The organism is Pseudomonas sp. 20-5 (assembly GCF_056782835.1).
Map to the genome: position 1 here is coordinate 1,399,456 of NZ_CM165584.1, position 26,295 is coordinate 1,425,750.

Consider the following 26,295-nt stretch of genomic DNA (forward strand, 5'->3'; position numbering starts at 1 on the left):
GCATGCGGCGCAATACGCTGATCGTCCTGCTGGCGCTGGTGGCGGCGCTGGCCGGAACCTTCGCCTGGCTGCAGCGCGAGCGCGCAGCCGAGGTACCTGCCTTGCCGGCGGCAGAGCGCTGGCTGCCGGAGCTGGACAGCGCGACGCTGAGTGGCCTGCACATGCAGTTTGCCGACGGTTCGCCGGATATCCGGGTCGAGCGGCGTGCGGGCGCGTGGGTCCTGCCGGCCAAGGCCGACTATCCGGCCGACCGGCTACGCTTGTCGGCGCTGCTCGAGGCACTGGCAGAGGCGCGCAAGGTCGAGGCGAAGAGCGCCAACCCGAAGAACCACGCGCTGCTTGGCCTGGCGGAGCGTGGCGAGGGGCAGGCGCTACGCCTGAGCCTGCATTGGCAGTCCGGCGAGCCTCTGGTGCTGCTGGTGGGCAAGGATGCGCAGCATGGCGGTAGCTTCGTACGACGACTGGGCGACCCGCAGGCCTGGCTGATCGACAAGCGCCTGCCGTTGCCGAACAACGAGCTGGAGTGGCTCGACCGGCGGATCGCCACGCTGCCCTTCGCCCGGGTGCGCGAACTGCAACTGCGCTATCCGAAGGGCGAACGCCTGGATCTCTATCGCGACGACGCCGGGCAGCCGAACCTGCAGGTTCGGCAATTGCCCACAGGGCGCAAGCTGGCCTATGAGGCAGCGGCCAACGGCGCGGCGGCGCTGTTCGCCGACCTGCGTTTCGCCGATGTAGCGCCGCTGGCGCAGGTGGGATTCAGACAGGCGCCATTGCTCCTGGCGTTCAGCCTGCGGACGTTTTCCGGCGCGCGCCTGGATGGCGAGATTCGGCGCCAGGGCGAGCAATACTGGTTGTTGCCGAAGAGCGTCGAGGGCTTCGCCGAGGGCGAGGTCGCCGCCCATCCTGACTGGGCCTATCGGATCGAAGAGGATCGCTACCGCGCCCTGGCCCGGCACCTGCCGGAGCTGCTGGCGCGCTGAGCGGGCTCAGCCGGCGGTCTGGCCGGCCAGTTCGCGCATGCGTTGCAGCACGGCGTTCAGGCCGTTGCTGCGCGAGGGCGACAGTTGGCGGGAAAGACCCAGGCAGGTGAACCAGTCGTTGAGGTCCAGGCGCGCCAGTTCGCGGGTCTCGATGCCGTCGACCCGTGCCAGCAGCACCGCCAGCAGGCCGCGGATCAGGCGCGCGTCGCTGTCGGCACGGAAGCGCCAGTGGCCGTCGCGCTGCTCGCCGAGCAGCCAGACCAGGCTTTCGCAACCGTGCACGCGATGCTCTTCCTGGCGTTCGTGTTCCGCGAGCGGCGCCAGGCGCTCGCCCCATTGCAGCAGCAGACGCGCACGCTGTTCCCAACTGGCGGTGTGACCGAAGGCGTCCAGTGCCTCCTGGGCCTGTTCGGGGAGAACCGGGTTCATCGCAGCAACTCCAGTGAGCGGTCGAGGGCCAGGAAGAAGCGCTCCAGGTCGTCGGCATCGTTGTACAAGCCCAGCGAGACACGCAGGGCGCCGGGTACCTCGAGGCGTTGCAGCAGCGGCATCGCGCAATGGTGGCCGGCGCGCACCGCGATGCCCTGTTCGCCGAGCAGGTGGGCGAGATCGGCGACGTGCACGCCGTCGACGCAGAAGCTGGCCAGCGCCGCCTGGGGTTCGCCGAGCAGGCTGACGCCGTCGCGCGCCAGCAGGCCGGCGAGCAGGCGGGCGTGGAGGGCGCCTTCGTGGGCGGCGACTTCGGCTTCGTCCAGGGTGGCCAGCCAGTCGATGGTCGCGCCTAGGCCGATCGCCGCGGAAACCGCCGGGGTGCCCGCCTCGAAGCCGAGCGGAGCGGCATGGAAGCTGGCTTCGTGGAAGCCGGTGTGGCGTACCATCTCGCCGCCGAACTGCCAGTGCGCCAGTTGCTCCAGGGCCTGTGGGCGACCCCAGAGCACGCCGATGCCGTCGGGGCCGTAGAGCTTGTGGCCGGAGAATGCGTAGAAGTCGCAGCCCAGGCCCGGCAGGTCGTGGCGTCCGTGGACGCTGCCCTGGGCGCCGTCGACCAGGGTCCAGGCACCGCGCTCGCGGGCCAGCTGGATCAACTCCACCACCGGTTGCCAGGTGCCGAGAACGTTGGACAACTGGCTGATCGCCAGCAGGCGGGTACGCTCGCCGATGATATGGCGGGCCTGCTCCAGGTCGATCACCCCGCGCTCGTCCAGCGGCAATACGCGCAGGACCAGGCCGCGGCGCAGGGCCAACTGCTGCCAGGGAAGCAGGTTGGCATGGTGTTCCAGGGCACTGACCAGCAGTTCGTCGCCAGGCCGGAAATGCCGCTCCAGGCCATAGGCCACCAGGTTGATCGCCTCTGTGGTACCGCGGGTGAACAGCACCTCGGCCGGGTTGCCGGCGTGCAGCCAGTGGGCGACGCGGCTGCGCGCGGCCTCGAAGGCCCGGGTGGCGCGCTCGCCGGGGACATGTTGGGCGCGGTGGACGTTGGCGGCGCCGCCAAGGTAGTAGCTGTTCAGGGCGTCGAGTACGGCCTGTGGCTTCTGGGTGGTGGCGGCGCTGTCGAGGTAGGTCAGGCCTTCCGCGGCGAAGGCGGAAAAGGCCGGAAAGTCGGCGCGCCAGGGAGACGGCAGGGACATGGCGGACACTGTGCGAGGACGGTTACAGGGGAAAGGGTAGCGCACCCGGCGGCGCTGGCGAGCACCGTCGGGCGAGCGGGGAGGCGAGCTGGGCTCAGTTGTGCGCGTGCAGCGCTTCGTTCAGCTCGATGGCGGTCTTGTTGGTCTTGCACTCCACCGCACCGTTCTGCGAGTTGCGGCGGAACAGCAGGTCGGGCTGACCGGCCAGGTCGCGGGCCTTGACCACTTTCACCAGGGCGTTCTGCTCGTCGAGCAGGGCGACCTTGGTGCCGGCGGTGATGTACAGGCCGGCCTCGACGATGTTGCGATCGCCCAGCGGGATGCCGATGCCGGCGTTGGCGCCGATCAGGCAGCCTTCGCCGACGCTGATGACGATGTTGCCGCCACCGGAAAGGGTGCCCATGGTCGAGCAGCCGCCGCCCAGGTCCGACCCCTTGCCGACGAACACGCCGGCGGATACGCGGCCTTCGATCATGCCCGGGCCTTCGGTGCCGGCGTTGAAGTTGACGAAACCTTCGTGCATCACCGTGGTGCCTTCACCGATGTAGGCGCCCAGGCGCACGCGGGCGGTGTCGGCGATGCGTACGCCGGCCGGGACCACGTAGTCGGTCATCTTCGGGAACTTGTCGACGGAGAAGACTTCCAGCAGCTTGCCCTTCAGTCGCGCTTCCAGTTGCAGTTCGGCCAGTTCGGCCAGGTCCACCGCGCCGATGTTGGTCCAGGCCACGTTCGGCAGGAGCGGGAAGATGCCGCTCAGGTTCACAGCGTGCGGCTTGACCAGGCGGTGGGAGAGCAGGTGCAGCTTGAGGTAGGCCTCCGGGGTGGAGGACGGCGCGGCGTCTTCCGCCAACAGGGTGGCGACCAGCGGCTTCTGGCTTTCCGCCAGGCGCGAGAGCAGGGCCGACTGAGCGGCGTCGATACCCTTCAGGGCGTCGGCCAACTGGTAGGCCTGCTGCGAAGTGAAGGTCAGCGCCTGGTTGCCGGCTGCGTAGCCAAGGATCGGTGCGACGGCGGCGACGATTTCGCTCGAAGGCTTGAGCAGCGGCAGCGCGTAGAACACTTCCAGCCAGGCTTCCTGGCGGTTCTGGGTGCCGACGCCGAAGGCCAGGCTGAACAGGGATTGCGACATGTGGGTTTCCTCGAAACGGAGTGGAACGGTCAGGCCGGACGGCGGCTGAGCAGCAGGCCCAGTCCCGCGCTGCCGAGCAGCGCGGCGCAACCGCGGTTGAACAGACGCCGGGCCCGCTGGCCGGCGAGCAGCCGGCCGAGGTGGAGCCCGGCATAGGAATAAAGAGCGATGGCCAGCCATTCGAGCAGCAGGAATGCCGCTCCGAGCTGGGCGAACTGGGCGCCCAGCGGTTGGCCGGGATCGACGAACTGCGGCAGGAAGGCGGTGAAAATCAGGATGGCCTTCGGGTTGCCCGCCGCCACCAGGAACTCCTGGCGCCCCAGGCGCCAGAGGCTGGGACGCGCCGGGCTGGCTTCGTTCGCCAGTGGCTGCGCATCGGTCCGCCACAATTGCACCGCAAGCCACAACAGGTAGGCAGCGCCGAGCAGCTTGATCGCCAGGAACAGCCAGGCCGAGGTGTGCAGCACCAGCGCCAGCCCGGAGGCGGCCAGGGCGAGCATGCCGGCGAATGCCAGCAGGCGCCCGCCGCCGGCCAGCGAGGCGGTGGCGAAACCGTGCCGGGCGGCGTTGTTCAGCGACAGCAGGTTGTTCGGCCCCGGCGCCAGGTTGAGGGCGAAGCAGGCGGGTACGAACAGGGCCCAGGCGACACTCATGCGGCCTCCCGCTCAGGCCAGGGCGGCGGCGTAGGCGTCGGGCTTGAAGCCGACCAGCGTCCTGCCGCCCAGTTCCAGCACCGGGCGCTTGATCATCGACGGCTGGGCCAGCATCAGCTCGATCGCCTTGGCTTCGTCGAGATCGGCCTTCTGCGCTTCGTCGAGCTTGCGGAAGGTGGTGCCGGCGCGGTTGAGGACGGTTTGCCAGCCGTGCTCCGCGCACCAGCGCCGCAGGTGTTTGCGGTCGATGCCGACGGCCTTGTAGTCGTGGAAGTCGTAGGCGACCTTGTGCTCGTCGAGCCAGGTCCGAGCCTTCTTCATGGTGTCGCAGGCTTTGATGCCGTAGAGAACGTAGGTCATTGCTTCTCCCGAGGCCCGGGTCTTCCCGGGCCCTGCCGATAGGTCGCCGAAAGGTGATCGCCGGATTATGCCACGTCGTTCCGCCCCTGTGCGGTCTCGGGGCTACCGCGCTCGGGAGCGGCGTGACGGCAGATAGCCGTGGACGGGCGGGCGGACAGGGAGCCGGGCTGTTTCCCTGGCCGGGAACGGAGAGAGCGCAGGTTGAACAGGTCGATTCGGCTCGCTGGAGAGCATCCTTACCGGTACTTTCGGAATGCTCCGGTCCGCGCTGTACAATCCTTCCCCCGCCGAGGAGATTTCCCATGAGTTGCATCGGTCGCCAGATAGACCAATTACGCCTGCAGATACCGGGCTTCGCCTGCAAGCCCGGCTGCCACGATTGCTGCGGGCCGGTTACCGCCTCGTCGGAAGAGATGGCCCGCCTGCCGGTGAAGAGCGAGGCCGAACACGACGCCGCCCTGGCCGGGTGGAACTGCGTCCATCTCGGACCGAACGGCTGCGAGGCCTATGAGGAACGTCCGCTGATCTGCCGGCTGTTCGGCACCACGCCGAACCTGCCCTGCCCGGAGGGGCGGGGGCCCGAAGTGCCGGTGGCGGAGCAGGTGGAGCGACAGGTGCATGCGCTGATCGCCAGCACTCGCCAGGTGCTGGTGTAGCGGCCTGCCCGCCGCTAGGTTTCCGCGGTCTCGGTGGCGCGGGACTGCAGGGCCGGTTCGAAGGCTGGTTCGGGCGGCGTTTCCTCTAGGGGCATCGGCTCGTCCGCAGAGAGTTTCTGGAGAACCGCGGCGATCCGCTCGATGCTCTCTTCGAGCTCGAGCACCCGGTTGACCATGTACAGGATCATCTCCGGCGAACTCAGGTGCGCCAGCCGCATGGTCGCCTGCAAGTCGTCGTGGCGGTTGTCCCGGTCGGCCATCAGTGTTTCCGCCAGGCTCTTCAGCAACAGCATCTCGGCGCGCCTCATGGGCCGCTGCTCCGCGATTCCGCGGTAGGGGAAAAAGCTCGTTCCATCTCGCGACCTACCCGAAACGACTACATCCAAAGGTGTAATTCTACATTGCCATCACTTCGATCGTCGGACAATAGCCGCGTTCCAGACGCCTTGCACAGGTGACGAACGGGACTCGAAGCGGCCTGGTCTGCATGGCCGGGTGATGGGCGAGTTCCTTGATGCGGGGCGGCGGCTGTTTGGCGCAGGACAAAAAAAGCCCCGCCGGGTAGGCGAGGCTCAGGGGGAGAACAGCGTGCGGGGGCTCGCTGTCCGGGATGAATCGTCGTGGTGCGCTTAGCCGCAGGGCTGCTGCGGACCGCCGGTCATGCTCTCGACGCTGTCCAGCACGGCATGGCCCTTGCCGACCTTCTGCACGTCGTCGACGTCGCGCATGATGCTGCCGCCGTCGCTCATCTGGTTGCGGGTCTTGATCAGGTTGGTGGTGATGTCCAGCAGGCTGCGACCGGTAGCGATCAGGTCATTGGTGGCGCTGGGGGTGCAAGGGGTGTTGGCGGAGGCGACCTGGGCCTGGCCGGGTTGCCCGGGCTGGGTGGTGCGGTAGCCCTGGGTCAGTGCGTTCTGCTGGAGGCAGCCGGAGGTGGCGACGAACATTGAGGCGAGCAGCAGTGCGGAAATAAGTCCCTTGCTTGTCATGGCGGCAATCCTTTGTCTGAGTGGGCGCTGCACCCCGTACTCCTTCGGGGCGTCGTCCTGGCCGACGCTACGGCGGGCCTGGACTGAAGGGGAGTGTAGGAGCGTCTCGCACCGCTATGAAATAGCTCGGATGTACTAGTGCGGGAACCTTGGCCGGGCGCCCCGGTCGTCGCCGCGGAGGGGGCGGACGCGCGGGGTAGAGCGGCGGGGCTAGGAAAGACCGTACGGATTGTGCGAATGTCGGATAGCTGCCTACCGATCGCGATGGTGCAATCGGCGCAGTCGCATCGTCCAGGGACGAAGCCGGAGATCCCCGCCCTCATGCAAACCGTGTACACCGTTCTGACCCTGCTGCTGGTCGTCGGCGCCACCCGCCTGGCTGCCCAGTTGCTGCCCTTGCCGCTACCCCTGATCCAGATCGCCGCCGGGGCCCTGCTGGCCTTGCCGTCCCTCGGACTGCACATTGCCCTCGACCCGGAGCTGTTCCTCTTCCTGTTCATTCCGCCGCTGCTGTTCGTCGACGGCTGGCGTATTCCCAAGCGGGAAGTCTGGCGGATGCGCTGGCCGATCCTGATGATGGCGTTCGGCCTGGTGTTCTTCACCGTGGTCGGCGCCGGCTATTTCATCCATCTGCTGATCCCGGAAGTTCCCCTGGCGGCTTCCTTCGCCCTCGCCGCCGTGCTGTCGCCCACGGACGCCCTGGCGGTCTCGGCGATCACCCAGGGGCGGCTGCCCAAGCGCCTGATGCACCTGCTGGAGGGCGAGGCGCTGATGAACGATGCCTCTGGCCTGGTGGCATTCAAGTTCGCCATCGCCGCGGCGATGACCGGCGTGTTCTCGCTGGTAGACGCCAGCCTCAACTTCCTCCTGGTCGCGGTCGGCGGCCTGGCCATCGGGGTGTTCCTCAGCTGGTCGCTGGGCCGCATCCGCGCCTGGATGATCTCCCGTGGCTGGGACGACCCGGCGACCCACGTGGTACTGATGCTGTTGCTGCCGTTCGCCTCCTACATGGTGGCGGAACACCTGGGCGTCTCCGGGATTCTCTCGGCGGTGGCGGCCGGCATGATGCAGAGCTGGGTCGACCTGCTGCCGCGGCAGACTTCCACGCGCCTGCTCAACCGCAGCGTCTGGTCGATGCTGGAGTTCGCCTTCAACGGCGTGGTGTTCCTGCTGCTCGGCCTGCAGTTGCCGGACATCATGAAGTCGGTGGCCAACCACCACGGCGACCTGCTCTGGCGTTCCTCGCTGCTGCTGGCCTACGTGGCGGCGATCACCGCCGTGCTGATGCTGATCCGCTACGGCTGGGTCTATGGCTACTGGAAGCTGTCGCTGCGCATCGATCGCTGGCGCGGCAAAAGCCCGCCCGGGCTGAGCGGCATCTCCCTGCGCCGTCTCTCCGCCCTCAGTGCATTGAGCGGCGTGCGTGGTGCGGTGACCCTGGCGGCGGTGCTGTCGGTACCGATGAGCCTGATGGATGGCAGCGCCTTCCCGCAGCGCGACCTGATCATCTTCATCGCCACCAGCGTGATCCTGATTTCCCTGATCGGCGCGACCATCGGCCTGCCGCTGCTGCTGCGCGGGCTGCCGGCGAGCAACAATGGCGCCCACGAGCGCGAGCGGCGTGAGGCCTGGCGCAAGACCGCGGAGGCGGCGATCCGGGCCCTGGAGAGCGAGGAACTGCCGCAGGTGGAAGGCAACGATGCGGCGAATACTTCGCGGGTCGCCGAGGCGCGTGCGCAGATCATGGCCGAATACCGCCAGTCGCTGGATACCGCACCGACCACCGATGAGGCCCGCGACCAGGCCCAAGCCCTGGAGATCGCCGACAAGGCCTTGCGCCTGAAGGCGTTGCGCGCGCAGCGCCTGGAACTGTACCGGCAGCGGCGCAACAACGAGATCGACGACGAGACCCTGGGCGATATCCTGCGCGAGCTGGACCAGCAGGAAAGCTGGCTGACCAATCGCTTCGCCCGCTGGGTGTGAACGAAAAGGGATCGCCGCGGCGATCCCTTTTCGTTTCTCCGCGCAGGCTTCAGCGCGCCCGCAGGTAGTCGCGGATGCGCTCGGCGGCTTCGACGCACTCGGCCAGTGGTGCCACCAGGGCCATGCGCACGCGGTTGGCGCCGGGGTTCTCGCCGTCCACCTCGCGCGACAGGTAGGAACCCGGCACCACCGTCACGTGCTGCTGCTCGAACAGTTCGCGGGTGAGTACGGTGTCGTCCACCGGGGTACGTGCCCACAGGTAGAAACTGCCGTCCGGGCGCTGTACGTCGAGCACGCCGTCGAGGATCGCCAGCACGGCGTCGAATTTCTCGCGGTAGAGGCTGCGGTTGGCGCGCACATGGACCTCGTCGTTCCAGGCGGCGATGCTCGCCAACTGGGTCTGCACCGGCATGGCGCAGCCGTGGTAGGTGCGGTAGAGGAGGAATTTCTTCAGGATCTCCGCGTCGCCGGCGACGAAGCCCGAGCGCAGGCCGGGCAGGTTGGAGCGCTTGGACAGGCTGTGGAACACCACGCAGCGGCTGAAGTCCGTGCGGCCCAGCTCGGCGCAAGCGTTGAGCAGGCCGGGCGGCGGGGCGTTTTCGTCGAAGTAGAGTTCGCTGTAGCACTCGTCGGCGGCGATCACGAAGTCGTAGCGGTCGGCCAGGGCGATCAGCTTCTTCAGGGTCTCCAGCGGTACCAGGGCCCCGGTGGGGTTGCCTGGCGAGCAGAGGAAGAGAATCTGGCAGCGCTGCCAGGTCGCCTCGTCGACCGCGTCGAAGTCGGGGTTGAAGCCGTTTTCCTCGCGGCAGGGCAGGTAATGCGGCACGGCTCCGGCGAGCAGCGCCGCGCCTTCGTAGATCTGGTAGAACGGGTTCGGGCTGACCACCAGGCCGGGCGCCTCGCCGGGCTCGCTGCGGCGGACCACGGTCTGGGTGAAGGCGAACAGCGCCTCGCGGGTACCGTTCACCGGCAGTACGTGGCGCGCCGCATCCAGCCAGCCGGCCGGCACCGAGAAGCGCCGCTCGCACCAGCGCGCGATGGCTTCGCGCAGGGCCGGCAGGCCGAGGGTGGTCGGGTAGACCGCGAGCTGGTCCAGGTTCTCCGCCAGGGTTTCGGCGACGAAGCTCGGCGAGCGGTGCTTGGGCTCGCCGATGGACAGTGCGATCGGCTTCAGCGTCGCGGGCGGCCGGGCGCCGCCGAGCAGGGCGCGGAGCTTCTCGAAGGGGTAGGGCTGCAGGTTGTCGAGTGCGGTATTCATGGCGTTGGCAAGGCTTCTCAGAAGTTTATCCGGGTAGGCAGGGTGTCCCGTCCGTTGTCTTGTGACAGCTGCTCGACCAGGGCGGCCTGCAGGCGTTTGCACAGGTCGGGGTCGGCGAGCGGCTGGTTGCGCGCATCGGTGATGTAGAAGACGTCCTCCACGCGCTCGCCGAGGGTGGCGATCTTGGCGTTCTGCACCGACAGGTCGAAATCCAGGAAGATGCCGCCGATCCGCGCCAGCAGGCCGGGGCGGTCGGGGGCGATGACTTCGAGCACCGAGACCTGGCGCAGCGCGTCGGTGGAGATGGTCACCTGCGGGGCGAAGGCGAAGTGCTTGAGCTGGCGCGGCACCCGGCGCTGGATGATGGTCGGGTAGTCGTCGGGGTTCTTCAATGCGTCGATAAGCCCCTCGCGGATCTCGGCGATGCGCTCCGGGTTGTTGCCGATGGAGTCGCCGTCGGCGTCGAGCACGATATAGGTATCGAGGGTGAACTGGCTGGTGGAGGTGATGATCCGCGCGTCCTGGATGCTCAGGTTGAGCTGGTCCATGGCGGCCACGGTGACCGCGAAGAAATCGTGCTGGTCGGCGGCGTAGATGAAGATCTGCGAACCGCTCTCGAACTCGCGCTGGGTGGTTTCCTTTATCAGCACCAGCGGCGTGCCGTCGTCCGGGTGCTGGAGGATCGCCTCGGTGTGCCAGGCCACGTCGCCGGCGGTGTGGCGCAGGAAGTAGTCGTCGCCGAGCTGGCTCCATAACTGCTCGGCATCGTCCTGGTCGATGCCGTTGCGTACCAGTTGGTCGAGGGCCGCGGTCTGCGTCTGGCGGATCTGCTCCTCGCGGTCCACCGGGTTCTCCAGGCCGCGGCGCAGGGCGCGCTTGGTCTCGGTGTAGAGCTGCCGGAGCAGGCTGGCGCGCCAGGAGTTCCAGAGCGTCGGGTTGGTGGCGTTGATGTCGGCCACGGTGAGCACGTACAGGTAGTCGAGGTGGGTCTGGTCGCCGACCAGTTGGGCGAAATCGAAGATCACCTGCGGGTCGGAGAGGTCCTTGCGTTGCGCGGTGGTCGACATCACCAGGTGGTTCTGCACCAGCCAGGACACCAGTTGGGTGTCCCAGAGCGGCAACTGGTGGCTCTGGCAGAAGGCCTCGGCGTCCACCGCACCGAGTTCCGAGTGGTCGCCGCCACGGCCCTTGGCGATGTCGTGGTAGAGGCCAGCGATGTAGATCAGTTCCGGCTTGGGCAGACGATCGATGATCTTGCTCGCCAGCGGATATTTCTCGGCCATCTCCGGCCGATTCAGCTTGCGCAGGTGCTTGATCAGGTTGAGGGTGTGGGCGTCCACCGTATAGATATGGAACAGGTCGTGCTGCATCTGCCCGATGATATGGCCGAACTCCGGCAGGTAGCGACCGAGGATGCCGTAGCGGTTCATCCGCCGCAGGTTGCGGTGGATACCCTGGCTGCTCTTGAACAGCTCGATGAACAGGCTGGTGTTGCGGATGTCGTGGCGGAACTCGTCGTCGATCAGGTGTCGGCTGTCGCGCAGCAGGCGAATGGTGTCGGCGCGCACGCCCTTGATTTCCGGGTGCTGGGCCATCAGCACGAAGATTTCCAGGAGGGCGAACGGGGTGCGCTTGAAGACGTTCGGGTGCGTCACCTCGATGTAGCCATCGCGCAACTGGAAGCGACTGTTCAGCGGCTGGATCTGCACCGGCTGCTCGCAGGGCAGGATGACTTCCTCGAAGTGCTGGATGATCAGGTCGTTCAGCTCGGAGATCGCCATCACCACCCGGTAGTACTTCTGCATGAAGCGTTCGACCGCCAGCTTGACGTCGTTGTCTTCGTAGCCGAACAGACGGGCGATGCTGCGCTGGTGATCGAACAGCAGGCGATCCTCGGCGCGCCCGGCGAGCATGTGCAGGGCATAGCGGACCCGCCAGAGGAACTCCTGGCTGGAAGCCAGCATGCTGCACTCGCTTTCCACCAGGAAGCCTTCGCGCACCAGGGCGTGCAGGTTGAGGCTGCCGAACTGGCGGCGGGCCATCCAGAGGATGGTCTGGATGTCGCGCAGGCCGCCGGGGGAGCCCTTGACGTTGGGCTCGAGGTTGTACTCGGTGTCGTTGTACTTGGCGTGGCGGCGCTGCTGTTCGTGGCGTTTGGCCAGGAAGAACTCCTTGCTCGGCCACATGTGCGCGCTGCCGGTAACCTGCAGCATGCGCTGGCGCAGGCTGTCAGGGCCGCAGATGGTGCGGCACTCCATGAGGGTGGTGATCACCGTCAGGTCGGCGCGTGCTTCCTCCGCGCACTGCTGCACCGAGCGCACGCTCTGGCCGACTTCCAGGCCGATGTCCCAGAGCAGGGTGAGGAAGCCTTCGATCGGTTCGCGGAAGCTCTCCTGGTCCTCGCTGTCGAGGAGGATCAGCAGGTCGACGTCGGAGTAGGGGTGGAGTTCGCCGCGGCCGTAGCCGCCCACGGCGACCAGGGCGATGTCGGCGTCGTCTCCCCAGTCGAAGCGCTGCCAGGCCTGTTGCAGGATCTGGTCGACGCACCAGGCGCGATCTTCGATCAGGCGGCGGATGTCGCGGCCGCTGTTGAAACGGTTGTCGAGCACTTCGCGGAATTGCCGGATGGCCTTCTTGAAGGCGGCGATCGGGCTGGACTTCAAGGCCAGTTCCGCCTGGAACTGCCCGCGATCGAACAATTCGGGATCCACCTGCGGCATGCGGCCTTCCTTTATCTGCTAGCGGTTGGGTTCGATACGCGAGCGCCCCGTCTTGGTGCGTTTTTGCGCTGTATTGGTGCGCGCGCTGCGCCGAATCGGGGCGTCGGCCCCGCCGGAATGGGGCGGGGCGTCGAGGCGCACGGCTGGCAGCAAAAGCCGGGCCGGATCAGGCTGCCGAGGTGCGCGGGAAGGTTTCGTCGTTGCGCAGGGTGAGGATCTCGTAGCCATCGGCGGTGACCAGCACGGTGTGCTCCCATTGCGCGGACAGCTTGCGGTCCTTGGTGATCGCGGTCCAGCCGTCGCCGAGCAGGCGGGTCTCCGGGCGGCCCTGGTTGATCATCGGCTCGATGGTGAAGATCATGCCTTCCTTCAGCTCGATGCCGGTACCCGCACGACCGTAGTGGAGGACCTGCGGCTCCTCGTGGAACACCTTGCCGATGCCATGGCCGCAGTATTCGCGGACCACCGAGAAGCCGTTCTTTTCCGCGTGCTTCTGGATGATTTCGCCGATATCGCCCAGGTGCGCGCCCGGACGCACCACGGAAATGCCCTTGTACATGCATTCCTGGGTGATCTGGCAGAGGCGGTCGGCCCATTCCGGGGTCTTGCCGACCAGGAACATCTTGCTGGTGTCGCCGTGGTAGCCGTCCTTGATGACGGTGATGTCGACGTTGAGGATGTCGCCTTCCTTCAGCGGCTTCTCGTTGGGGATGCCATGGCAGACCACATGGTTGATCGAGGTGCAGATCGACTTGGGAAAGCCCTTGTAGTTCAGCGGGGCGGGAATCGCCTTCTGCTCGTTGACGATATAGTCGTGGCAGATGCGATCCAGCTCCTCGGTGGTCACGCCGGGCTTGATGTGTTCGCCGATCATTTCCAGCACTTCGGCGGCCAGGCGGCCGGCGATGCGCATCTTCTCGATATCGTCGGGCGTCTTGATGGTGACGGTCATGCGAATTCTCTTCGGGCGTGCAAGCACGCATGAATAATAAGGAATACGCGATTCTAGCAGACCTGACCGACCGATCTACTCCCGCCCGGCCATCCGCGGCGGGTTTCACTGCGTCCACGGTTATGGTATAAAGCGCCCCGCTCCGAGGCTGCGGCCTTTTCCGGAGCACAAACCCACACATGCATCGACACGATGGCCTGGGTGCCCGCAAGGGTTGGTCATTGGGATGCGTGGAGGCCTAACCCGACTTATCGAGGAACTATCATGTCCCAAGTCAACATGCGCGATATGCTGAAGGCCGGTGTGCACTTCGGCCACCAGACCCGTTACTGGAACCCGAAAATGGGCAAGTTCATTTTCGGCGCGCGCAACAAGATCCATATCATCAACCTCGAAAAGACCCTGCCGATGTTCAACGAGGCCCTGACCTTCGTTGAGCGCCTGGCCGCTGGCAAGAACAAGATCCTGTTCGTCGGCACCAAGCGTTCCGCCGGCAAGATCGTTCGCGAGGAAGCCGCTCGTTGCGGTATGCCGTACGTCGACCATCGCTGGCTGGGCGGCATGCTCACCAACTACAAGACCATCCGTCAGTCGATCAAGCGCCTGCGCGACCTGGAAACCCAGTCCCAGGACGGCACCTTCGACAAACTGACCAAGAAAGAAGCCCTGATGCGCAGCCGTGACCTCGAGAAGCTCGAGCGCAGCCTGGGCGGCATCAAGGACATGGGCGGCCTGCCGGACGCTCTGTTCGTGATCGACGTCGACCACGAGCGCATCGCCATCACCGAAGCCAACAAGCTGGGCATCCCGGTCATCGGCGTTGTCGATACCAACAGCAGCCCGGAAGGCGTCGACTATGTAATTCCCGGTAACGATGATGCCATCCGCGCCGTGCAACTCTACCTGAACTCGATGGCCGAAGCGGTAATCCGCGGCAAGCAGGGCGCTGCCACCAGCGCCGACGAGTTCGTCGAGGAAGCGCCGGCCGAATCCGCCGAAGGCTGATTCCGGGACGTTCAGACGTCCGACGGTGCGCAGGAAGGGGGCTAGGCCCCCTTTTTGCCACCTTTGAGTTTCTGCCCGGCAGGCCGGGCACAAAGGTTTTTTGAGAGCTACCACTCAAGAGGATTTCGAAATGGCAGAAATTACTGCAGCCATGGTTAAAGAACTGCGCGAGCGTACCGGCTTGGGCATGATGGAGTGCAAGAAGGCGCTGACCGCCGCAGGCGGCGACATCGAGAAGGCCATCGACGACATGCGCGCTGCCGGTGCGATCAAGGCTGCCAAGAAAGCCGGCAACATTGCCGCCGAAGGCTCGATCGCCGTCAAGATCGCTGCCGACAACAAGGCCGCCGTGATCATCGAAGTCAACTCCCAGACCGACTTCCTGGCCCTCCAGGACGACTTCAAGGGCTTCGTCGCCGAGAGCCTGGAAAAGGCCTTCAACGAGAAGCTGACCGACGCCGCTCCGCTGGTCGAAGCGCGTGAGGAAGCTCGTCTGGCCCTGGTCGCCAAGACCGGCGAGAACGTCAACATCCGCCGCCTGACCCGCGTCGAGGGCGACGTGGTCGGCGCCTACCTGCACGGCCACCGCATCGGTGTCGTGGTCAACCTGAAAGGCGGCAACCCGGAACTGGCCAAGGACATCGCCATGCATGTCGCTGCCAGCAACCCGCAGTTCCTGAGCGCTTCGGAAGTTTCCGAAGAAGCGATCGCGAAAGAGAAGGAAATCTTCCTGGCGCTGAACGCCGACAAGATCGCCGGCAAGCCGGAGAACATCGTCGAGAACATGGTCAAGGGCCGCATCAGCAAGTTCCTCGCCGAAGCGAGCCTGGTCGAGCAGCCTTTCGTGAAGAACCCGGAAGTGAAGGTCGGCGACCTGGCCAAGCAGGCCGGCGCCGAAATCGTTTCCTTCGTTCGTTACGAAGTGGGTGAAGGCATCGAGAAGGCCGAAGTGGACTTCGCTGCCGAAGTTGCCGCTCAAGTAGCCGCCACCAAGCAGTAACAAAGACGGTTTCGACTGTCGCCCCGGAAGAGGCTGCCCGCTGATGCGTGCGGCCTCTTCGTCAAATGGGGAAGCGTTCGGGGCAGCTTCCGCGTTGCCGGCCCGCTCGGCGGGCTCGCACGCAACGCAGGCGCAAAGTCGTCTCCGCCCACGACGGCCCGGCCGTCACGTATTTTTATCGCCGCAGGAGAAAAGGTCATGGCTCAGCAACTGAGCGCTCGTCAACCTCGCTATAAACGCATTCTTCTAAAGTTGAGCGGCGAAGCCCTGATGGGCTCGGAGGAGTTCGGCATCGATCCCAAGGTGCTGGACCGCATGGCGCTGGAAATCGGCCAGTTGGTCGGGATCGGCGTGCAGGTCGGCCTGGTCATCGGCGGCGGCAACCTGTTCCGCGGCGCGGCGCTGTCCGCGGCCGGCATGGACCGGGTGACCGGCGACCACATGGGGATGCTGGCCACCGTGATGAACGGCCTGGCGATGCGCGATGCGCTGGAGCGCTCGAACATCCCCGCGCTGGTGATGTCGGCGATCTCCATGGTCGGCGTGACCGACCACTACGACCGCCGCAAGGCCATGCGCCACCTCGGTGGTGGCGAGGTGGTGATCTTCTCCGCCGGTACCGGCAACCCGTTCTTCACCACCGACTCGGCGGCTTGCCTGCGCGCCATCGAGATCGACGCCGACGTGGTCCTTAAGGCTACCAAGGTCGATGGCGTGTACACTGCCGACCCGTTCAAGGACCCGAATGCCGAGAAGTTCGAGCGCCTGACCTATGATGAAGTGCTCGACCGCAAGCTCGGCGTGATGGACCTGACCGCCATCTGCCTGTGCCGTGACCAGAACATGCCGCTGCGGGTGTTCAACATGAACAAGCCGGGCGCATTGCTGAATATTGTTGTTGGTGGTGCCGAAGGCACCCTGATCGAGGAGGGTTGAGAATGATCAACGAGATCAAGAAGGAAGCGCAGGAGCGCATGGGCAAGACCCTGGAAGCGCTGGGCCATGCCTTCGCGAAGATTCGCACCGGTCGCGCGCATCCGAGCATCCTGGATAGCGTGATGGTTTCCTATTACGGGGCCGATACGCCGCTGCGCCAGGTCGCCAACGTCACCGTGGAAGACTCCCGCACCCTGGCCCTGGCCGTGTTCGACAAGAGCATGATCCAGGCGGTCGAGAAGGCCATCATGACCTCCGACCTGGGGCTCAACCCGGCCACCGCCGGCACCACCATCCGCGTACCGATGCCGGCCCTGACCGAGGAGACCCGCAAGGGCTACACCAAGCAGGCGCGTGCCGAGGCCGAGCAGGCGCGGGTTTCCGTGCGCAACATCCGTCGCGATGCGCTGGCCCAGTTGAAGGACCTGCAGAAGGAAAAGGAAATCAGCGAGGACGAAGAGCGCCGCGCCGGCGACGACGTGCAGAAGCTGACCGACAAGTTCATCGGTGAGATCGAGAAGGCACTGGAAGCCAAAGAAGCGGACCTCATGGCTGTCTGAGGCCGGGCTGACGTCATGGAAAAGACCCGGAAGGATGTGTGCGTGCCACGCCACGTGGCCATTATCATGGACGGTAACAATCGCTGGGCGAAGAAGCGTCTTCTGCCCGGCGTCGCCGGCCACAAGGCCGGTGTCGATGCCGTCAGGGCGGTGATCGAGGTCTGCGCCGAGGCAGGGGTCGAGGTCCTCACCCTGTTCGCGTTCTCCAGCGAGAACTGGCAGCGTCCGGCGGACGAAGTCAGCGCGCTGATGGAGCTGTTTCTCGTGGCCCTGCGCCGCGAAGTGCGCAAGCTCGACGAGAACGGCATCCGCCTGCGCATCATCGGCGATCGCACGCGTTTCCATCCGGAGTTGCAGGCGGCCATGCGCGAAGCGGAAGCCGCCACTGCCGGCAATACCCGTTTCCTCCTCCAGGTCGCCGCCAACTACGGCGGCCAGTGGGACATCGTCCAGGCCGCACAGCGCCTGGCGCGCGAGGTCCAGGGCGGGCACCTGGCGGCGGACGATATCTCCGCCGAGCTGCTCCAGGGCTGCCTGGTGACCGGCGACCAGCCGCTGCCCGACCTGTGCATCCGCACCGGCGGCGAGCATCGCATCAGCAATTTCCTTCTCTGGCAGCTGGCCTACGCCGAGCTGTATTTCTCCGACCTGTTCTGGCCCGACTTCAAGCACGCGGCGATGCGGGCTGCCCTGGCGGATTTCTCCAAGCGCCAGCGCCGCTTCGGCAAGACCAGCGAGCAAGTCGAGGCCGAGGCCCGTCCGTCATGCTGAAACAACGGATCATCACGGCGCTGGTGCTTTTGCCCATCGCGCTGGGTGGTTTTTTCCTTCTCGAAGGGGCGTTCTTCGCCCTGTTCATCGGCGCGGTGGTGAGCCTGGGGGCCTGGGAATGGGCGCGCCTGGCCGGCTATGAACAGCAGTTCGGCCGCGTTGCCTACGCGGCGACGGTCGCCGTGCTGATGGTCGCTCTCTACCACCTGCCGCAGCTTGCTGGAGCCGTGCTGCTGCTGGCGTTGGTCTGGTGGACGCTGGCCACCGTGCTGGTGCTCACCTACCCGGAAAGCGTCGGCTACTGGGGCGGCCGCTGGCGCCGCCTGGGCATGGGCCTGCTGATCCTGTTGCCGGCCTGGCAGGGGCTGGTCCTGCTCAAGCAGTGGCCGTTGGCCAATGGTCTGATCATCGCCGTGATGGTGCTGGTCTGGGGCGCGGATATCGGCGCCTACTTCTCCGGCAAGGCCTTCGGCAAGCGCAAGCTGGCGCCGCGGGTCAGCCCCGGCAAGAGCTGGGAAGGCGTTTACGGCGGCCTGGCGGCCAGCCTGGCGATCACCCTGGCGGTCGGCCTCTACCGCGGCTGGTCCCTCGGCGCGCTGCTCCTGGCCCTGCTCGGCGCGGCGCTGGTGGTGTTCGTCTCGATCGTCGGCGACCTCACCGAAAGCATGTTCAAGCGCCAGTCCGGAATCAAGGACAGCAGCAACCTGCTGCCCGGCCACGGTGGCGTGCTGGATCGCATCGACAGCCTGACGGCAGCCATCCCGGTATTCGCGGCCCTGCTCTGGGCCGCCGGCTGGGGTGCGCCATGAGTCGACCGCAGCGGATCAGCGTGCTCGGCGCGACCGGCTCGATCGGCCTGAGCACCCTGGACGTCGTCCAGCGTCATCCCGATCGTTACGAAGCCTTCGCCCTGACCGGCTTCAGCCGCCTGGCCGAACTCGAGGCGCTGTGCCTCAGGCACCGCCCCGTCTATGCGGTGGTGCCGGAGCAGGCCGCGGCGATCGCCTTGCAGGGCTCGCTCGCCGCGGCGGGTATCCGCACCCGGGTGCTGTTCGGCGAGCAGGCGTTGTGCGAAGTGGCCAGCGCGCCCGAAGTGGACATGGTAATGGCGGCCATCGTCGGCGCCGCCGGGCTGCCGTCGACCCTGGCGGCCGTCGAGGCCGGCAAGCGCGTACTGCTGGCCAACAAGGAAGCGCTGGTGATGTCCGGCGCGCTGTTCATGCAGGCGGTCAAGCGCAGCGGCGCGGTGCTCCTGCCGATCGACAGCGAGCACAACGCGATCTTCCAGTCGCTGCCGCGCAATTATGCCGATGGCCTGGAGCGGGTCGGCGTGCGCCGGATCCTCTTGACCGCCTCCGGCGGCCCGTTCCGCGAGACGCCGCTGGAGCAACTCGCTTCGGTGACGCCGGAGCAGGCTTGTGCGCACCCGAACTGGTCGATGGGGCGGAAGATTTCCGTCGATTCCGCCAGCATGATGAACAAGGGGCTCGAACTGATCGAGGCGTGCTGGCTGTTCGACGCCCAGCCGAGCCAGGTCGAGGTGGTGATCCACCCGCAGAGCGTGATCCACTCGATGGTGGACTACGTCGACGGCTCGGTGATCGCCCAGCTCGGCAATCCGGACATGCGCACGCCGATTTCCTATGCCATGGCCTGGCCGGAGCGAATCGATTCCGGCGTTTCGCCGCTGGATATGTTCGCCGTCGGTCGCCTGGATTTCCAGCGCCCCGACGAGCAGCGCTTCCCCTGCCTGCGCCTGGCGAGCCAGGCCGCGGAAACCGGCGGCAGCGCCCCGGCCATGCTGAATGCCGCGAACGAGGTGGCCGTGGCCGCATTTCTCGAGCGGCACATCCGCTTCAGCGACATCGCGGTTATCATCGAGGACGTGCTGAACCGCGAGGCGGTGACCGCAGTCGAATCGCTCGATCAGGTCCTGGCTGCCGATCGCCGCGCGCGTTCGGTCGCCGGGCAATGGTTGACCCGGCACGCCGGCTAGTCTTCGGACGGCCTGGAGGTAGGAGATGAGTGCGCTTTACATGATCGTCGGCACCCTGGTAGCCCTGGGTGTGCTGGTGACGTTCCACGAATTCGGCCACTTCTGGGTCGCGCGACGCTGCGGGGTGAAGGTCCTGCGCTTCTCCGTCGGCTTCGGCACGCCGCTGGTGCGCTGGCACGACCGGCACGGCACCGAGTTCGTGGTGGCGGCCATTCCGCTGGGCGGCTACGTCAAGATGCTCGACGAGCGCGAGGCGGAAGTACCGGCCCATCTGCTCGAACAGTCCTTCAATCGCAAGACGGTCCGTCAGCGGATCGCCATCGTCGCGGCTGGTCCCATCGCCAATTTCCTACTGGCGATTCTGTTCTTCTGGGTCGTCGCCCTGCTCGGTAGCCAGCAGGTACGCCCGGTCATCGGTTCCGTGGCGCCGGAGAGCCTGGCCGCCCAGGCCGGCCTGGAGGCCGGGCAGGAGCTGCTGGCGGTGGATGGCGAGCCCGTCACCGGCTGGAACGGGGTCAACCTGCAGCTGGTTCGCCGTCTCGGCGAGAGCGGTACGCTGGAAGTGCGGGTGCAGGAAAAAGGCTCGAATGTCGATTCCACCCACCAGGTGCGTCTGGATGGCTGGCTGAAGGGCGAGGACAATCCCGATCCCATCGCCTCGCTGGGCATCCGGCCCTGGCGGCCGGCCTTGCCGCCGGTGCTGGCCGAACTCGACCCCAAGGGGCCGGCGCAGGCCGCCGGACTGAAGCTCGGCGACCGCTTGCAGAGCATCGATGGCATCGCCGTCGACGACTGGCAGCAGGTGGTGGACAGCGTCCGTGCCCGTCCCGGGCAGCGCGTCCAGCTCAAGGTGCTGCGCGACGGCGAAGTGCTGGATGTTGCCCTGGAGCTGGCGGTGCGCGGCGAGGGCAAGGCCCGGAGCGGCTACATGGGGGCGGGGGTCGCCGGTACCGAATGGCCGGCGGAAATGCTCCGCGAAGTGAGCTACGGACCGCTGGAGGCGGTGGGTCAGGCGCTTTCCCGAACCTGGACCATGAGCCTGCTAACGCTCGACTCCATAAAGAAAATGTTGCTCGGCGAGCTCTCGGTAAAAAACTTGAGCGGGCCGATAACCATTGCTAAAGTGGCGGGCGCTTCAGCCCAGTCTGGCGTGGGGGATTTTCTCAATTTCCTGGCCTATCTGAGCATTAGCTTGGGGGTTCTCAACCTGCTGCCGATCCCTGTCCTCGATGGCGGGCATCTGCTGTTCTATCTGGTTGAGTGGGTGCGCGGGCGCCCATTATCCGAACGGGTACAGGCTTGGGGGATGCAGATCGGCATCAGTCTGGTCGTTGGCGTGATGTTGCTCGCTCTGGTCAACGATCTGAGTCGTCTGTAGTCATGTTGAATTCGAATCTGCCGCCCTTTGCGGCAGATTCTCTATTTGTCAGTTGGAAAAAAAGGACTCCATGAAACGCTTTCTGCTACCCGCGCTGCTGTCAGCGCTGATGATCGCCGAGGTTCACGCCGAGTCCTTCACTGTTTCCGATATCCGGGTCAATGGCCTGCAGCGCGTGTCCGCCGGTAGCGTGTTCGCCGCCCTGCCGCTGAACGTCGGCGAGACCATCGACGACCAGGCCCTGGTCCAGGCCACCCGCTCCCTGTTCAAGACCGGCTTCTTCCAGGACATCCAGCTCGGCCGTGATGGCAACGTGCTGGTGGTCACTGTAGTCGAGCGCCCGTCGATCTCCAGCATCGAGATCGAGGGCAACAAGGCGATTTCCAAGGAAGACCTGCTCAAGGGCCTGAAACAGTCCGGCCTGGCCGAGGGCGAGATCTTCCAGCGCGCCACCCTCGAAGGCGTGCGCAACGAGCTGCAACGCCAGTACGTGGCCCAGGGCCGCTACTCGGCCGAGATCAACGCGGAAGTGATCCCGCAGCCGCGCAACCGCGTCGCGCTGAAGATCAACATCAACGAAGGCACGGTCGCCGCGATTTCCCACATCAACGTGGTGGGCAACACCGTCTTCTCCGAAGAAGACCTGACCGACCTGTTCGAACTGAAGACCACCAACTGGCTGTCGTTCTTCAAGAACGACGACAAGTACGCCCGCGAAAAGCTCTCCGGCGACCTCGAGCGCCTGCGCTCCTATTACCTGGACCGCGGCTACATCAACATGGATATCGCCTCCACCCAGGTATCCATTACCCCGGACAAGAAGCACGTCTACATCACCGTCAACATCAACGAGGGTGAGAAGTACACCATCCGCGACGTGAAGCTGACCGGCGACCTGAAGGTGCCGGAAGAGGAAGTGAAGCGCCTGCTGCTGGTACAGAAGGGCCAGGTGTTCTCGCGCAAGGTGATGACCACCACCTCCGACCTGATCACCCGTCGCCTGGGCAACGAGGGCTACACCTTCGCCAACGTCAACGGCGTGCCGGAAGCCCATGACGACGACAAGACCGTCTCGGTGACCTTCGTCGTCGACCCGGGCAAGCGCGCCTACGTCAACCGCATCAACTTCCGCGGCAACACCAAGACCGAAGACGAAGTGCTGCGCCGCGAAATGCGCCAGATGGAAGGCGGCTGGGCCTCCACCTACCTGATCGACCAGTCCAAGGCCCGTCTGGAGCGCCTCGGCTACTTCAAGGAAGTCAACGTCGAGACCCCGGCGGTTCCCGGCACCGACGACCAGGTCGACGTCAACTACAGCGTCGAAGAGCAACCGTCCGGCTCGATCACCGCCAGCGTCGGCTTCGCCCAGAGCGCCGGCCTGATCCTCGGCGGCTCGATCAGCCAGAACAACTTCCTGGGTACCGGCAACAAGGTCAGCATCGGCCTGACCCGCAGCGAATACCAGACCCGCTACAACTTCGGCTTCGTCGACCCCTACTGGACCGTCGACGGCGTCAGCCTCGGCTACAACGCCTTCTACCGGAAGACCGACTACGACGAACTCGACGTCGACGTCGCCAGCTACTCGGTGAACAGCCTGGGCGCCGGCATGAGCATCGGCTACCCGATCAGCGAGACCTCGCGCCTGACCTATGGCCTGAGCGTGCAGCGCGACCAGATCGACACCGGCCGCTACACCGTGGACGAGATCTACGACTTCCTCGACAAGGAAGGCGACAACTTCACCAACTTCAAGGCTTCCATCGGCTGGTCCGAATCGACCCTGAACAAGGGCGTGCTGGCCACCCGTGGTCACTCGCAGAGCCTGACCCTGGAAACCACCCTGCCGGGCAGCGACCTGTCGTTCTACAAGATCGACTACCGTGGCCAGGTCTTCGCCCCGCTGACCGACAACTACACCATGCGCTTCCACACCGAGCTGGGCTATGGCGACGGCTACGGATCCACCGAGCGCCTGCCGTTCTACGAGAACTACTACGCCGGCGGCTTCAACTCGGTGCGGGGCTTCAAGGACAGTACGCTGGGACCGCGCAGTACGCCGTCTATTGCCCGCGATGCCAACGGTAAGCAGATTCCCGGTCCTGATAGCCAAGGTCGCTACACCGACCCGGACCAGGATCCCGAAGCCTTCGGTGGTAACATCCTGATCACCGGCGGCGCCGAGCTGCTGTTCCCGCTGCCGTTCGTCAAGGACCAGCGCCAGTTGCGTACCGTGCTGTTCTGGGACGTGGGTAGCACCTTCGATACCGACTGCCCGACCAAGACCACCACCAACTGCGACGGCATCAAGACCGACAACCTCGCCAGTTCCGTGGGCGTCGGCCTGACCTGGATCACCGCGCTGGGCCCGCTGAGCTTCAGCCTGGCGACGCCGATCAAGAAGCCGGACAACGCGGAAACCCAGGTCTTCCAGTTCTCCCTGGGCCAGACCTTCTGATTTGTACGTAGTACCGAGTAACGAAACCATGCTTTGTGCAGGAGTGCATCGTGCGTAAGTTCACCCAGTTCGTCCTGATCACCGCAGCCATCATGGCGGCTCCTTCGGCGTTCGCTGAAATGAAGATCGCGGTGCTCAACTACCAGATGGCGCTGCTCGAGTCCGATGCCGCCAAGCAATACGCCGTGGATGCCGAGAAGAAGTTCGGCCCCCAGCTGAACAAGCTGAAGAACCTCGAGCGCGACGCCAAGGCTCTGCAGGACAAGCTGGTTTCCAACGGCAGCAAGATGTCCCAGGGCGACCGCGAGAAGGCCGAGCTGGACTTCAAGCAGAAGGCCCGTGACTTCCAGTTCCAGTCCAAGGAATTGAACGAGTCGAAGGCCGCCGCCGACCGCGACATGCTGAAGAAACTCAAGCCGAAGCTGGACCAGGCCGTCGAGGAGACCATCAAGAAAGGTGGTTACGACATGGTCATCGAACGTGGCGCCGTGGTCGACGTCAAGCCGCAATACGACATCACCCGCCAGGTGATCGAGCGGATGAACCAGCTGCGTTGATGATGAGTACCTTGTCCTACACCCTGGGCCAGCTGGCCGCGCATGTCGGCGCGGAAGTCCGTGGCGACGCGGACCTGCCGATCCAGGGCCTGGCGACCTTGCAGGAGGCCGGACCGGCTCAGCTGAGCTTCCTGGCCAACCCGCAGTATCGCAAGTACCTGCCCGAAAGCCGTGCCGGCGCCGTCCTGCTGACGGCTGCCGACGCCGACGGGTTCGCCGGTACCGCGCTGGTGGTGGCCAACCCCTACCTGGCCTATGCCAGCCTGTCGCACCTGTTCGATCGCAAACCGAAGGCGGCCGCCGGTATCCATCCTACCGCCATCGTCGCGGCGGACGCCGAGGTCGATCCGAGCGCCAGCGTCGGCGCCTATGCGGTGATCGAGAGTGGCGCCCGCATCGGCGCTGGCGTCAGCATCGGCGCGCACTGCGTGATCGGAGCCCGTAGCGTGATCGGCGAAGGCGGCTGGCTGGCGCCGCGGGTCACGCTCTACCACGACGTCACCATCGGCGCGCGGGTGAGTATCCAGTCGGGCGCGGTGATCGGCGGCGAAGGTTTCGGTTTCGCCAACGAGAAGGGCGTCTGGCAGAAGATCGCCCAGATCGGCGGGGTGACCATCGGTGACGACGTCGAGATCGGCGCGAACACCACCATCGACCGTGGAGCACTGTCCGATACGCTGATCGGCAACGGTGTGAAGCTGGACAACCAGATCATGATCGCGCACAACGTGCAGATCGGCGATCATACCGCCATGGCCGCTTGCGTCGGCATTTCCGGCAGCGCCAAGATCGGCAGGCATTGCATGTTCGCCGGCGGCGTTGGCCTGGTCGGCCATATCGAGATCTGCGACAACGTTTTCGTGACCGGCATGACCATGGTGACCCGCTCGATCACCGAGCCGGGATCGTATTCCTCCGGTACCGCCATGCAACCGGCGGCCGAATGGAAAAAAAGCGCCGCGCGCATTCGTCAACTGGACGACATGGCGCGTCGACTTCAGCAGCTGGAAAAACGCCTGGCTGCCGTGACCTCAAGCGGTGACGCTTCATCTGATGCGTAATTGACGTTTTTTGCGTCACCCTTTTCTGAACAGGCTCCCCCTAACATGATGGACATCAACGAGATTCGCGAATACCTGCCTCATCGCTATCCTTTCCTGCTGGTGGATCGGGTGGTAGAGCTGGACATCGAGGGCAAGCGCATTCGCGCCTACAAGAATGTCAGTATCAATGAGCCGTTCTTCAACGGACATTTCCCCGAGCACCCGATCATGCCGGGCGTGCTGATCATCGAGGCGATGGCCCAGGCGGCCGGTATCCTCGGTTTCAAGATGCTCGACGTGAAGCCCGCCGACGGCACCCTTTACTACTTCGTCGGTTCGGACAAGCTGCGCTTCCGCCAGCCGGTCCTGCCGGGCGACCAACTGCAACTGCACGCCAAGTTCATCAGCGTGAAGCGCAGCATCTGGAAATTCGACTGCCACGCTACCGTCGACGACAAGCCGGTATGCTCGGCTGAAATCATCTGTGCGGAACGCAAACTATGAGTTTGATCGATCCTCGCGCCATCATCGATCCGAGCGCCAGGCTGGCGGCTGACGTCCAGGTGGGCCCGTGGTCCATCGTCGGGGCGGAAGTGGAGATCGGTGAAGGGACGGTGATCGGTCCGCACGTGGTGCTCAAGGGCCCCACGAAGATCGGCAAGCACAACCGCATCTACCAGTTTTCCAGCGTCGGCGAGGATACTCCCGACCTGAAATACAAGGGCGAGCCGACGCGCCTGGTGATCGGTGACCACAACGTGATCCGCGAAGGCGTGACCATCCATCGCGGAACCGTCCAGGATCGCGCGGAAACCACCATTGGCGACCACAATCTGATCATGGCCTATGCGCACATCGGCCATGACAGTGTGATCGGCAACCATTGCATCCTGGTGAACAACACGGCGCTGGCCGGGCATGTCCACGTGGACGACTGGGCGATCCTGTCCGGCTACACCCTGGTGCACCAGTACTGCCGGATCGGCGCGCACAGCTTTTCCGGCATGGGCAGCGCCATCGGCAAGGACGTCCCGGCCTACGTGACGGTCTTCGGCAACCCGGCCGAAGCCCGCAGCATGAACTTCGAAGGCATGCGTCGGCGCGGCTTCAGCAGCGAGGCCATCCATGCCCTGCGGCGTGCCTACAAGGTGGTCTATCGCCAGGGACATACCGTCGAGGAAGCCCTGGCCGAGCTGGCCGAAAGCGCTGCCCAGTTCCCCGAGGTCGCGGTGTTCCGTGATTCCATCCAGAGCGCAACCCGCGGCATCACCCGCTGA

At 65.5% G+C, this 26,295-nt stretch carries 26 protein-coding genes; 16 read left to right on the forward strand and 10 right to left on the reverse strand.

Annotated features, from left to right (window positions below):
• The first annotated feature begins 2 nt into the window (after window positions 1-2).
• Window positions 3-983 carry a DUF4340 domain-containing protein gene (locus tag AC1RB9_RS06555; protein ID WP_003122140.1) on the forward strand — a complete coding sequence of 327 codons (981 nt, stop codon included), beginning with the start codon at window positions 3-5 and terminating at the stop codon, window positions 981-983.
• 6 nt (window positions 984-989) lie between these two features.
• On the opposite strand, the gene AC1RB9_RS06560 is transcribed toward AC1RB9_RS06555, so the two are convergent.
• The 5 genes from AC1RB9_RS06560 to AC1RB9_RS06580 form a co-directional block, all read right to left on the reverse strand.
• Window positions 990-1,412: a SufE family protein gene (locus tag AC1RB9_RS06560; RefSeq protein ID WP_003092439.1), complete on the reverse strand. Its 423-nt coding sequence runs from the start codon at window positions 1,410-1,412 to the stop codon at window positions 990-992.
• A complete protein-coding gene (locus tag AC1RB9_RS06565) occupies window positions 1,409-2,614 on the reverse strand; it encodes a cysteine desulfurase (protein WP_003453655.1) in 1,206 nt (401 codons plus the stop codon). The genes AC1RB9_RS06560 and AC1RB9_RS06565 overlap by 4 nt, the downstream gene beginning before the upstream one ends.
• Window positions 2,615-2,708: 94 nt before the next feature.
• Window positions 2,709-3,743: a 2,3,4,5-tetrahydropyridine-2,6-dicarboxylate N-succinyltransferase gene (gene dapD / locus AC1RB9_RS06570; RefSeq protein ID WP_003092431.1), complete on the reverse strand. Its 1,035-nt coding sequence runs from the start codon at window positions 3,741-3,743 to the stop codon at window positions 2,709-2,711.
• A gap of 29 nt (window positions 3,744-3,772) precedes the next feature.
• Entirely contained in the window at window positions 3,773-4,396 is a 624-nt protein-coding gene (locus tag AC1RB9_RS06575; protein ID WP_003098622.1) for a LysE family translocator, read from the reverse strand.
• Window positions 4,397-4,408: 12 nt separating this feature from the next.
• Window positions 4,409-4,756: an ArsC family reductase gene (locus AC1RB9_RS06580; protein WP_003453654.1), complete on the reverse strand. Its 348-nt coding sequence runs from the start codon at window positions 4,754-4,756 to the stop codon at window positions 4,409-4,411.
• A gap of 302 nt (window positions 4,757-5,058) precedes the next feature.
• Between AC1RB9_RS06580 and AC1RB9_RS06585 the strand changes: the two genes are divergently transcribed.
• A complete protein-coding gene (locus tag AC1RB9_RS06585) occupies window positions 5,059-5,412 on the forward strand; it encodes a YkgJ family cysteine cluster protein (RefSeq protein WP_003453653.1) in 354 nt (117 codons plus the stop codon).
• Window positions 5,413-5,426: 14 nt separating this feature from the next.
• Here the strand turns inward: AC1RB9_RS06585 and AC1RB9_RS06590 are convergent, their stop codons facing one another.
• Entirely contained in the window at window positions 5,427-5,720 is a 294-nt protein-coding gene (locus AC1RB9_RS06590) for a hypothetical protein (RefSeq protein ID WP_003098613.1), read from the reverse strand.
• Between the two features lie 321 nt (window positions 5,721-6,041).
• On the reverse strand, window positions 6,042-6,401 hold the full coding sequence (locus AC1RB9_RS06595; protein WP_003453652.1) for a hypothetical protein: 360 nt from the start codon (window positions 6,399-6,401) through the stop codon (window positions 6,042-6,044).
• Window positions 6,402-6,638: 237 nt separating this feature from the next.
• Between AC1RB9_RS06595 and AC1RB9_RS06600 the strand changes: the two genes are divergently transcribed.
• On the forward strand, window positions 6,639-8,384 hold the full coding sequence (locus tag AC1RB9_RS06600; protein ID WP_004345486.1) for a Na+/H+ antiporter: 1,746 nt from the start codon (window positions 6,639-6,641) through the stop codon (window positions 8,382-8,384).
• A gap of 49 nt (window positions 8,385-8,433) precedes the next feature.
• On the opposite strand, the gene dapC is transcribed toward AC1RB9_RS06600, so the two are convergent.
• The 3 genes from dapC to map all read right to left on the reverse strand — a co-directional run bounded on the left by dapC (window position 8,434) and on the right by map (window position 13,314).
• Window positions 8,434-9,642: a succinyldiaminopimelate transaminase gene (gene dapC / locus AC1RB9_RS06605; RefSeq protein ID WP_003453650.1), complete on the reverse strand. Its 1,209-nt coding sequence runs from the start codon at window positions 9,640-9,642 to the stop codon at window positions 8,434-8,436.
• Window positions 9,643-9,659: 17 nt separating this feature from the next.
• Entirely contained in the window at window positions 9,660-12,362 is a 2,703-nt protein-coding gene (locus AC1RB9_RS06610) for a [protein-PII] uridylyltransferase (RefSeq protein WP_003113862.1), read from the reverse strand.
• A 166-nt stretch (window positions 12,363-12,528) separates the two neighbouring features.
• Window positions 12,529-13,314, reverse strand: a complete 786-nt coding sequence (gene map / locus AC1RB9_RS06615) for a type I methionyl aminopeptidase (protein ID WP_003092395.1) — start codon at window positions 13,312-13,314, stop codon at window positions 12,529-12,531.
• 264 nt (window positions 13,315-13,578) lie between these two features.
• Here map and rpsB point away from each other — a divergent pair, with 264 nt between their 5' ends.
• The 13 genes from rpsB to lpxA all read left to right on the forward strand — a co-directional run bounded on the left by rpsB (window position 13,579) and on the right by lpxA (window position 26,295).
• Window positions 13,579-14,319: a 30S ribosomal protein S2 gene (gene rpsB / locus AC1RB9_RS06620; RefSeq protein ID WP_003092394.1), complete on the forward strand. Its 741-nt coding sequence runs from the start codon at window positions 13,579-13,581 to the stop codon at window positions 14,317-14,319.
• Window positions 14,320-14,449: 130 nt separating this feature from the next.
• On the forward strand, window positions 14,450-15,319 hold the full coding sequence (tsf, locus tag AC1RB9_RS06625; RefSeq protein WP_003092393.1) for a translation elongation factor Ts: 870 nt from the start codon (window positions 14,450-14,452) through the stop codon (window positions 15,317-15,319).
• A 198-nt stretch (window positions 15,320-15,517) separates the two neighbouring features.
• Window positions 15,518-16,255: a UMP kinase gene (gene pyrH / locus AC1RB9_RS06630; protein WP_003092391.1), complete on the forward strand. Its 738-nt coding sequence runs from the start codon at window positions 15,518-15,520 to the stop codon at window positions 16,253-16,255.
• A 2-nt stretch (window positions 16,256-16,257) separates the two neighbouring features.
• Window positions 16,258-16,815: a ribosome recycling factor gene (gene frr / locus AC1RB9_RS06635; RefSeq protein ID WP_003092390.1), complete on the forward strand. Its 558-nt coding sequence runs from the start codon at window positions 16,258-16,260 to the stop codon at window positions 16,813-16,815.
• A 15-nt stretch (window positions 16,816-16,830) separates the two neighbouring features.
• Window positions 16,831-17,586 carry a polyprenyl diphosphate synthase gene (uppS, locus tag AC1RB9_RS06640; RefSeq protein ID WP_003113863.1) on the forward strand — a complete coding sequence of 252 codons (756 nt, stop codon included), beginning with the start codon at window positions 16,831-16,833 and terminating at the stop codon, window positions 17,584-17,586.
• On the forward strand, window positions 17,580-18,395 hold the full coding sequence (gene cdsA, locus AC1RB9_RS06645; protein ID WP_003092388.1) for a phosphatidate cytidylyltransferase: 816 nt from the start codon (window positions 17,580-17,582) through the stop codon (window positions 18,393-18,395). Before uppS ends, cdsA begins: the two co-directional genes overlap by 7 nt.
• A complete protein-coding gene (ispC, locus tag AC1RB9_RS06650) occupies window positions 18,392-19,582 on the forward strand; it encodes a 1-deoxy-D-xylulose-5-phosphate reductoisomerase (protein WP_003113864.1) in 1,191 nt (396 codons plus the stop codon). The genes cdsA and ispC overlap by 4 nt, the downstream gene beginning before the upstream one ends.
• 25 nt (window positions 19,583-19,607) lie before the next feature.
• On the forward strand, window positions 19,608-20,960 hold the full coding sequence (gene rseP / locus AC1RB9_RS06655) for a sigma E protease regulator RseP (protein WP_003098594.1): 1,353 nt from the start codon (window positions 19,608-19,610) through the stop codon (window positions 20,958-20,960).
• 70 nt (window positions 20,961-21,030) lie between these two features.
• Complete coding sequence (gene bamA / locus AC1RB9_RS06660; protein WP_003117486.1) at window positions 21,031-23,418, forward strand: outer membrane protein assembly factor BamA; 2,388 nt, start codon at window positions 21,031-21,033, stop codon at window positions 23,416-23,418.
• A gap of 50 nt (window positions 23,419-23,468) precedes the next feature.
• Window positions 23,469-23,975, forward strand: a complete 507-nt coding sequence (locus AC1RB9_RS06665) for an OmpH/Skp family outer membrane protein (protein WP_003098586.1) — start codon at window positions 23,469-23,471, stop codon at window positions 23,973-23,975.
• Complete coding sequence (lpxD, locus tag AC1RB9_RS06670; protein WP_003453646.1) at window positions 23,975-25,036, forward strand: UDP-3-O-(3-hydroxymyristoyl)glucosamine N-acyltransferase; 1,062 nt, start codon at window positions 23,975-23,977, stop codon at window positions 25,034-25,036. The genes AC1RB9_RS06665 and lpxD overlap by 1 nt, the downstream gene beginning before the upstream one ends.
• A gap of 45 nt (window positions 25,037-25,081) precedes the next feature.
• Window positions 25,082-25,522: a 3-hydroxyacyl-ACP dehydratase FabZ gene (gene fabZ / locus AC1RB9_RS06675; protein ID WP_003092375.1), complete on the forward strand. Its 441-nt coding sequence runs from the start codon at window positions 25,082-25,084 to the stop codon at window positions 25,520-25,522.
• Window positions 25,519-26,295, forward strand: a complete 777-nt coding sequence (gene lpxA / locus AC1RB9_RS06680) for an acyl-ACP--UDP-N-acetylglucosamine O-acyltransferase (protein WP_003092373.1) — start codon at window positions 25,519-25,521, stop codon at window positions 26,293-26,295. The genes fabZ and lpxA overlap by 4 nt, the downstream gene beginning before the upstream one ends.

What these genes read in the sequence shown, in the direction of transcription:
- map (WP_003092395.1), bottom strand. Translation starts at nt 13,314, where the DNA reads ATGACCGTCACCATCAAGACGCCCGACGATATCGAGAAGATGCGCATC.
- lpxD (WP_003453646.1), top strand. Translation starts at nt 23,975, where the DNA reads ATGATGAGTACCTTGTCCTACACCCTGGGCCAGCTGGCCGCGCATGTC.
- frr (WP_003092390.1), top strand. Translation starts at nt 16,258, where the DNA reads ATGATCAACGAGATCAAGAAGGAAGCGCAGGAGCGCATGGGCAAGACC.
- AC1RB9_RS06555 (WP_003122140.1), top strand. Translation starts at nt 3, where the DNA reads ATGCGGCGCAATACGCTGATCGTCCTGCTGGCGCTGGTGGCGGCGCTG.
- ispC (WP_003113864.1), top strand. Translation starts at nt 18,392, where the DNA reads ATGAGTCGACCGCAGCGGATCAGCGTGCTCGGCGCGACCGGCTCGATC.
- AC1RB9_RS06595 (WP_003453652.1), bottom strand. Translation starts at nt 6,401, where the DNA reads ATGACAAGCAAGGGACTTATTTCCGCACTGCTGCTCGCCTCAATGTTC.
- tsf (WP_003092393.1), top strand. Translation starts at nt 14,450, where the DNA reads ATGGCAGAAATTACTGCAGCCATGGTTAAAGAACTGCGCGAGCGTACC.
- bamA (WP_003117486.1), top strand. Translation starts at nt 21,031, where the DNA reads ATGAAACGCTTTCTGCTACCCGCGCTGCTGTCAGCGCTGATGATCGCC.
- uppS (WP_003113863.1), top strand. Translation starts at nt 16,831, where the DNA reads ATGGAAAAGACCCGGAAGGATGTGTGCGTGCCACGCCACGTGGCCATT.
- AC1RB9_RS06560 (WP_003092439.1), bottom strand. Translation starts at nt 1,412, where the DNA reads ATGAACCCGGTTCTCCCCGAACAGGCCCAGGAGGCACTGGACGCCTTC.
- lpxA (WP_003092373.1), top strand. Translation starts at nt 25,519, where the DNA reads ATGAGTTTGATCGATCCTCGCGCCATCATCGATCCGAGCGCCAGGCTG.
- AC1RB9_RS06610 (WP_003113862.1), bottom strand. Translation starts at nt 12,362, where the DNA reads ATGCCGCAGGTGGATCCCGAATTGTTCGATCGCGGGCAGTTCCAGGCG.
- cdsA (WP_003092388.1), top strand. Translation starts at nt 17,580, where the DNA reads ATGCTGAAACAACGGATCATCACGGCGCTGGTGCTTTTGCCCATCGCG.
- AC1RB9_RS06580 (WP_003453654.1), bottom strand. Translation starts at nt 4,756, where the DNA reads ATGACCTACGTTCTCTACGGCATCAAAGCCTGCGACACCATGAAGAAG.
- rseP (WP_003098594.1), top strand. Translation starts at nt 19,608, where the DNA reads ATGAGTGCGCTTTACATGATCGTCGGCACCCTGGTAGCCCTGGGTGTG.
- fabZ (WP_003092375.1), top strand. Translation starts at nt 25,082, where the DNA reads ATGATGGACATCAACGAGATTCGCGAATACCTGCCTCATCGCTATCCT.
- AC1RB9_RS06575 (WP_003098622.1), bottom strand. Translation starts at nt 4,396, where the DNA reads ATGAGTGTCGCCTGGGCCCTGTTCGTACCCGCCTGCTTCGCCCTCAAC.
- pyrH (WP_003092391.1), top strand. Translation starts at nt 15,518, where the DNA reads ATGGCTCAGCAACTGAGCGCTCGTCAACCTCGCTATAAACGCATTCTT.
- rpsB (WP_003092394.1), top strand. Translation starts at nt 13,579, where the DNA reads ATGTCCCAAGTCAACATGCGCGATATGCTGAAGGCCGGTGTGCACTTC.
- dapC (WP_003453650.1), bottom strand. Translation starts at nt 9,642, where the DNA reads ATGAATACCGCACTCGACAACCTGCAGCCCTACCCCTTCGAGAAGCTC.
- AC1RB9_RS06565 (WP_003453655.1), bottom strand. Translation starts at nt 2,614, where the DNA reads ATGTCCCTGCCGTCTCCCTGGCGCGCCGACTTTCCGGCCTTTTCCGCC.
- dapD (WP_003092431.1), bottom strand. Translation starts at nt 3,743, where the DNA reads ATGTCGCAATCCCTGTTCAGCCTGGCCTTCGGCGTCGGCACCCAGAAC.
- AC1RB9_RS06585 (WP_003453653.1), top strand. Translation starts at nt 5,059, where the DNA reads ATGAGTTGCATCGGTCGCCAGATAGACCAATTACGCCTGCAGATACCG.
- AC1RB9_RS06600 (WP_004345486.1), top strand. Translation starts at nt 6,639, where the DNA reads ATGTCGGATAGCTGCCTACCGATCGCGATGGTGCAATCGGCGCAGTCG.
- AC1RB9_RS06590 (WP_003098613.1), bottom strand. Translation starts at nt 5,720, where the DNA reads ATGAGGCGCGCCGAGATGCTGTTGCTGAAGAGCCTGGCGGAAACACTG.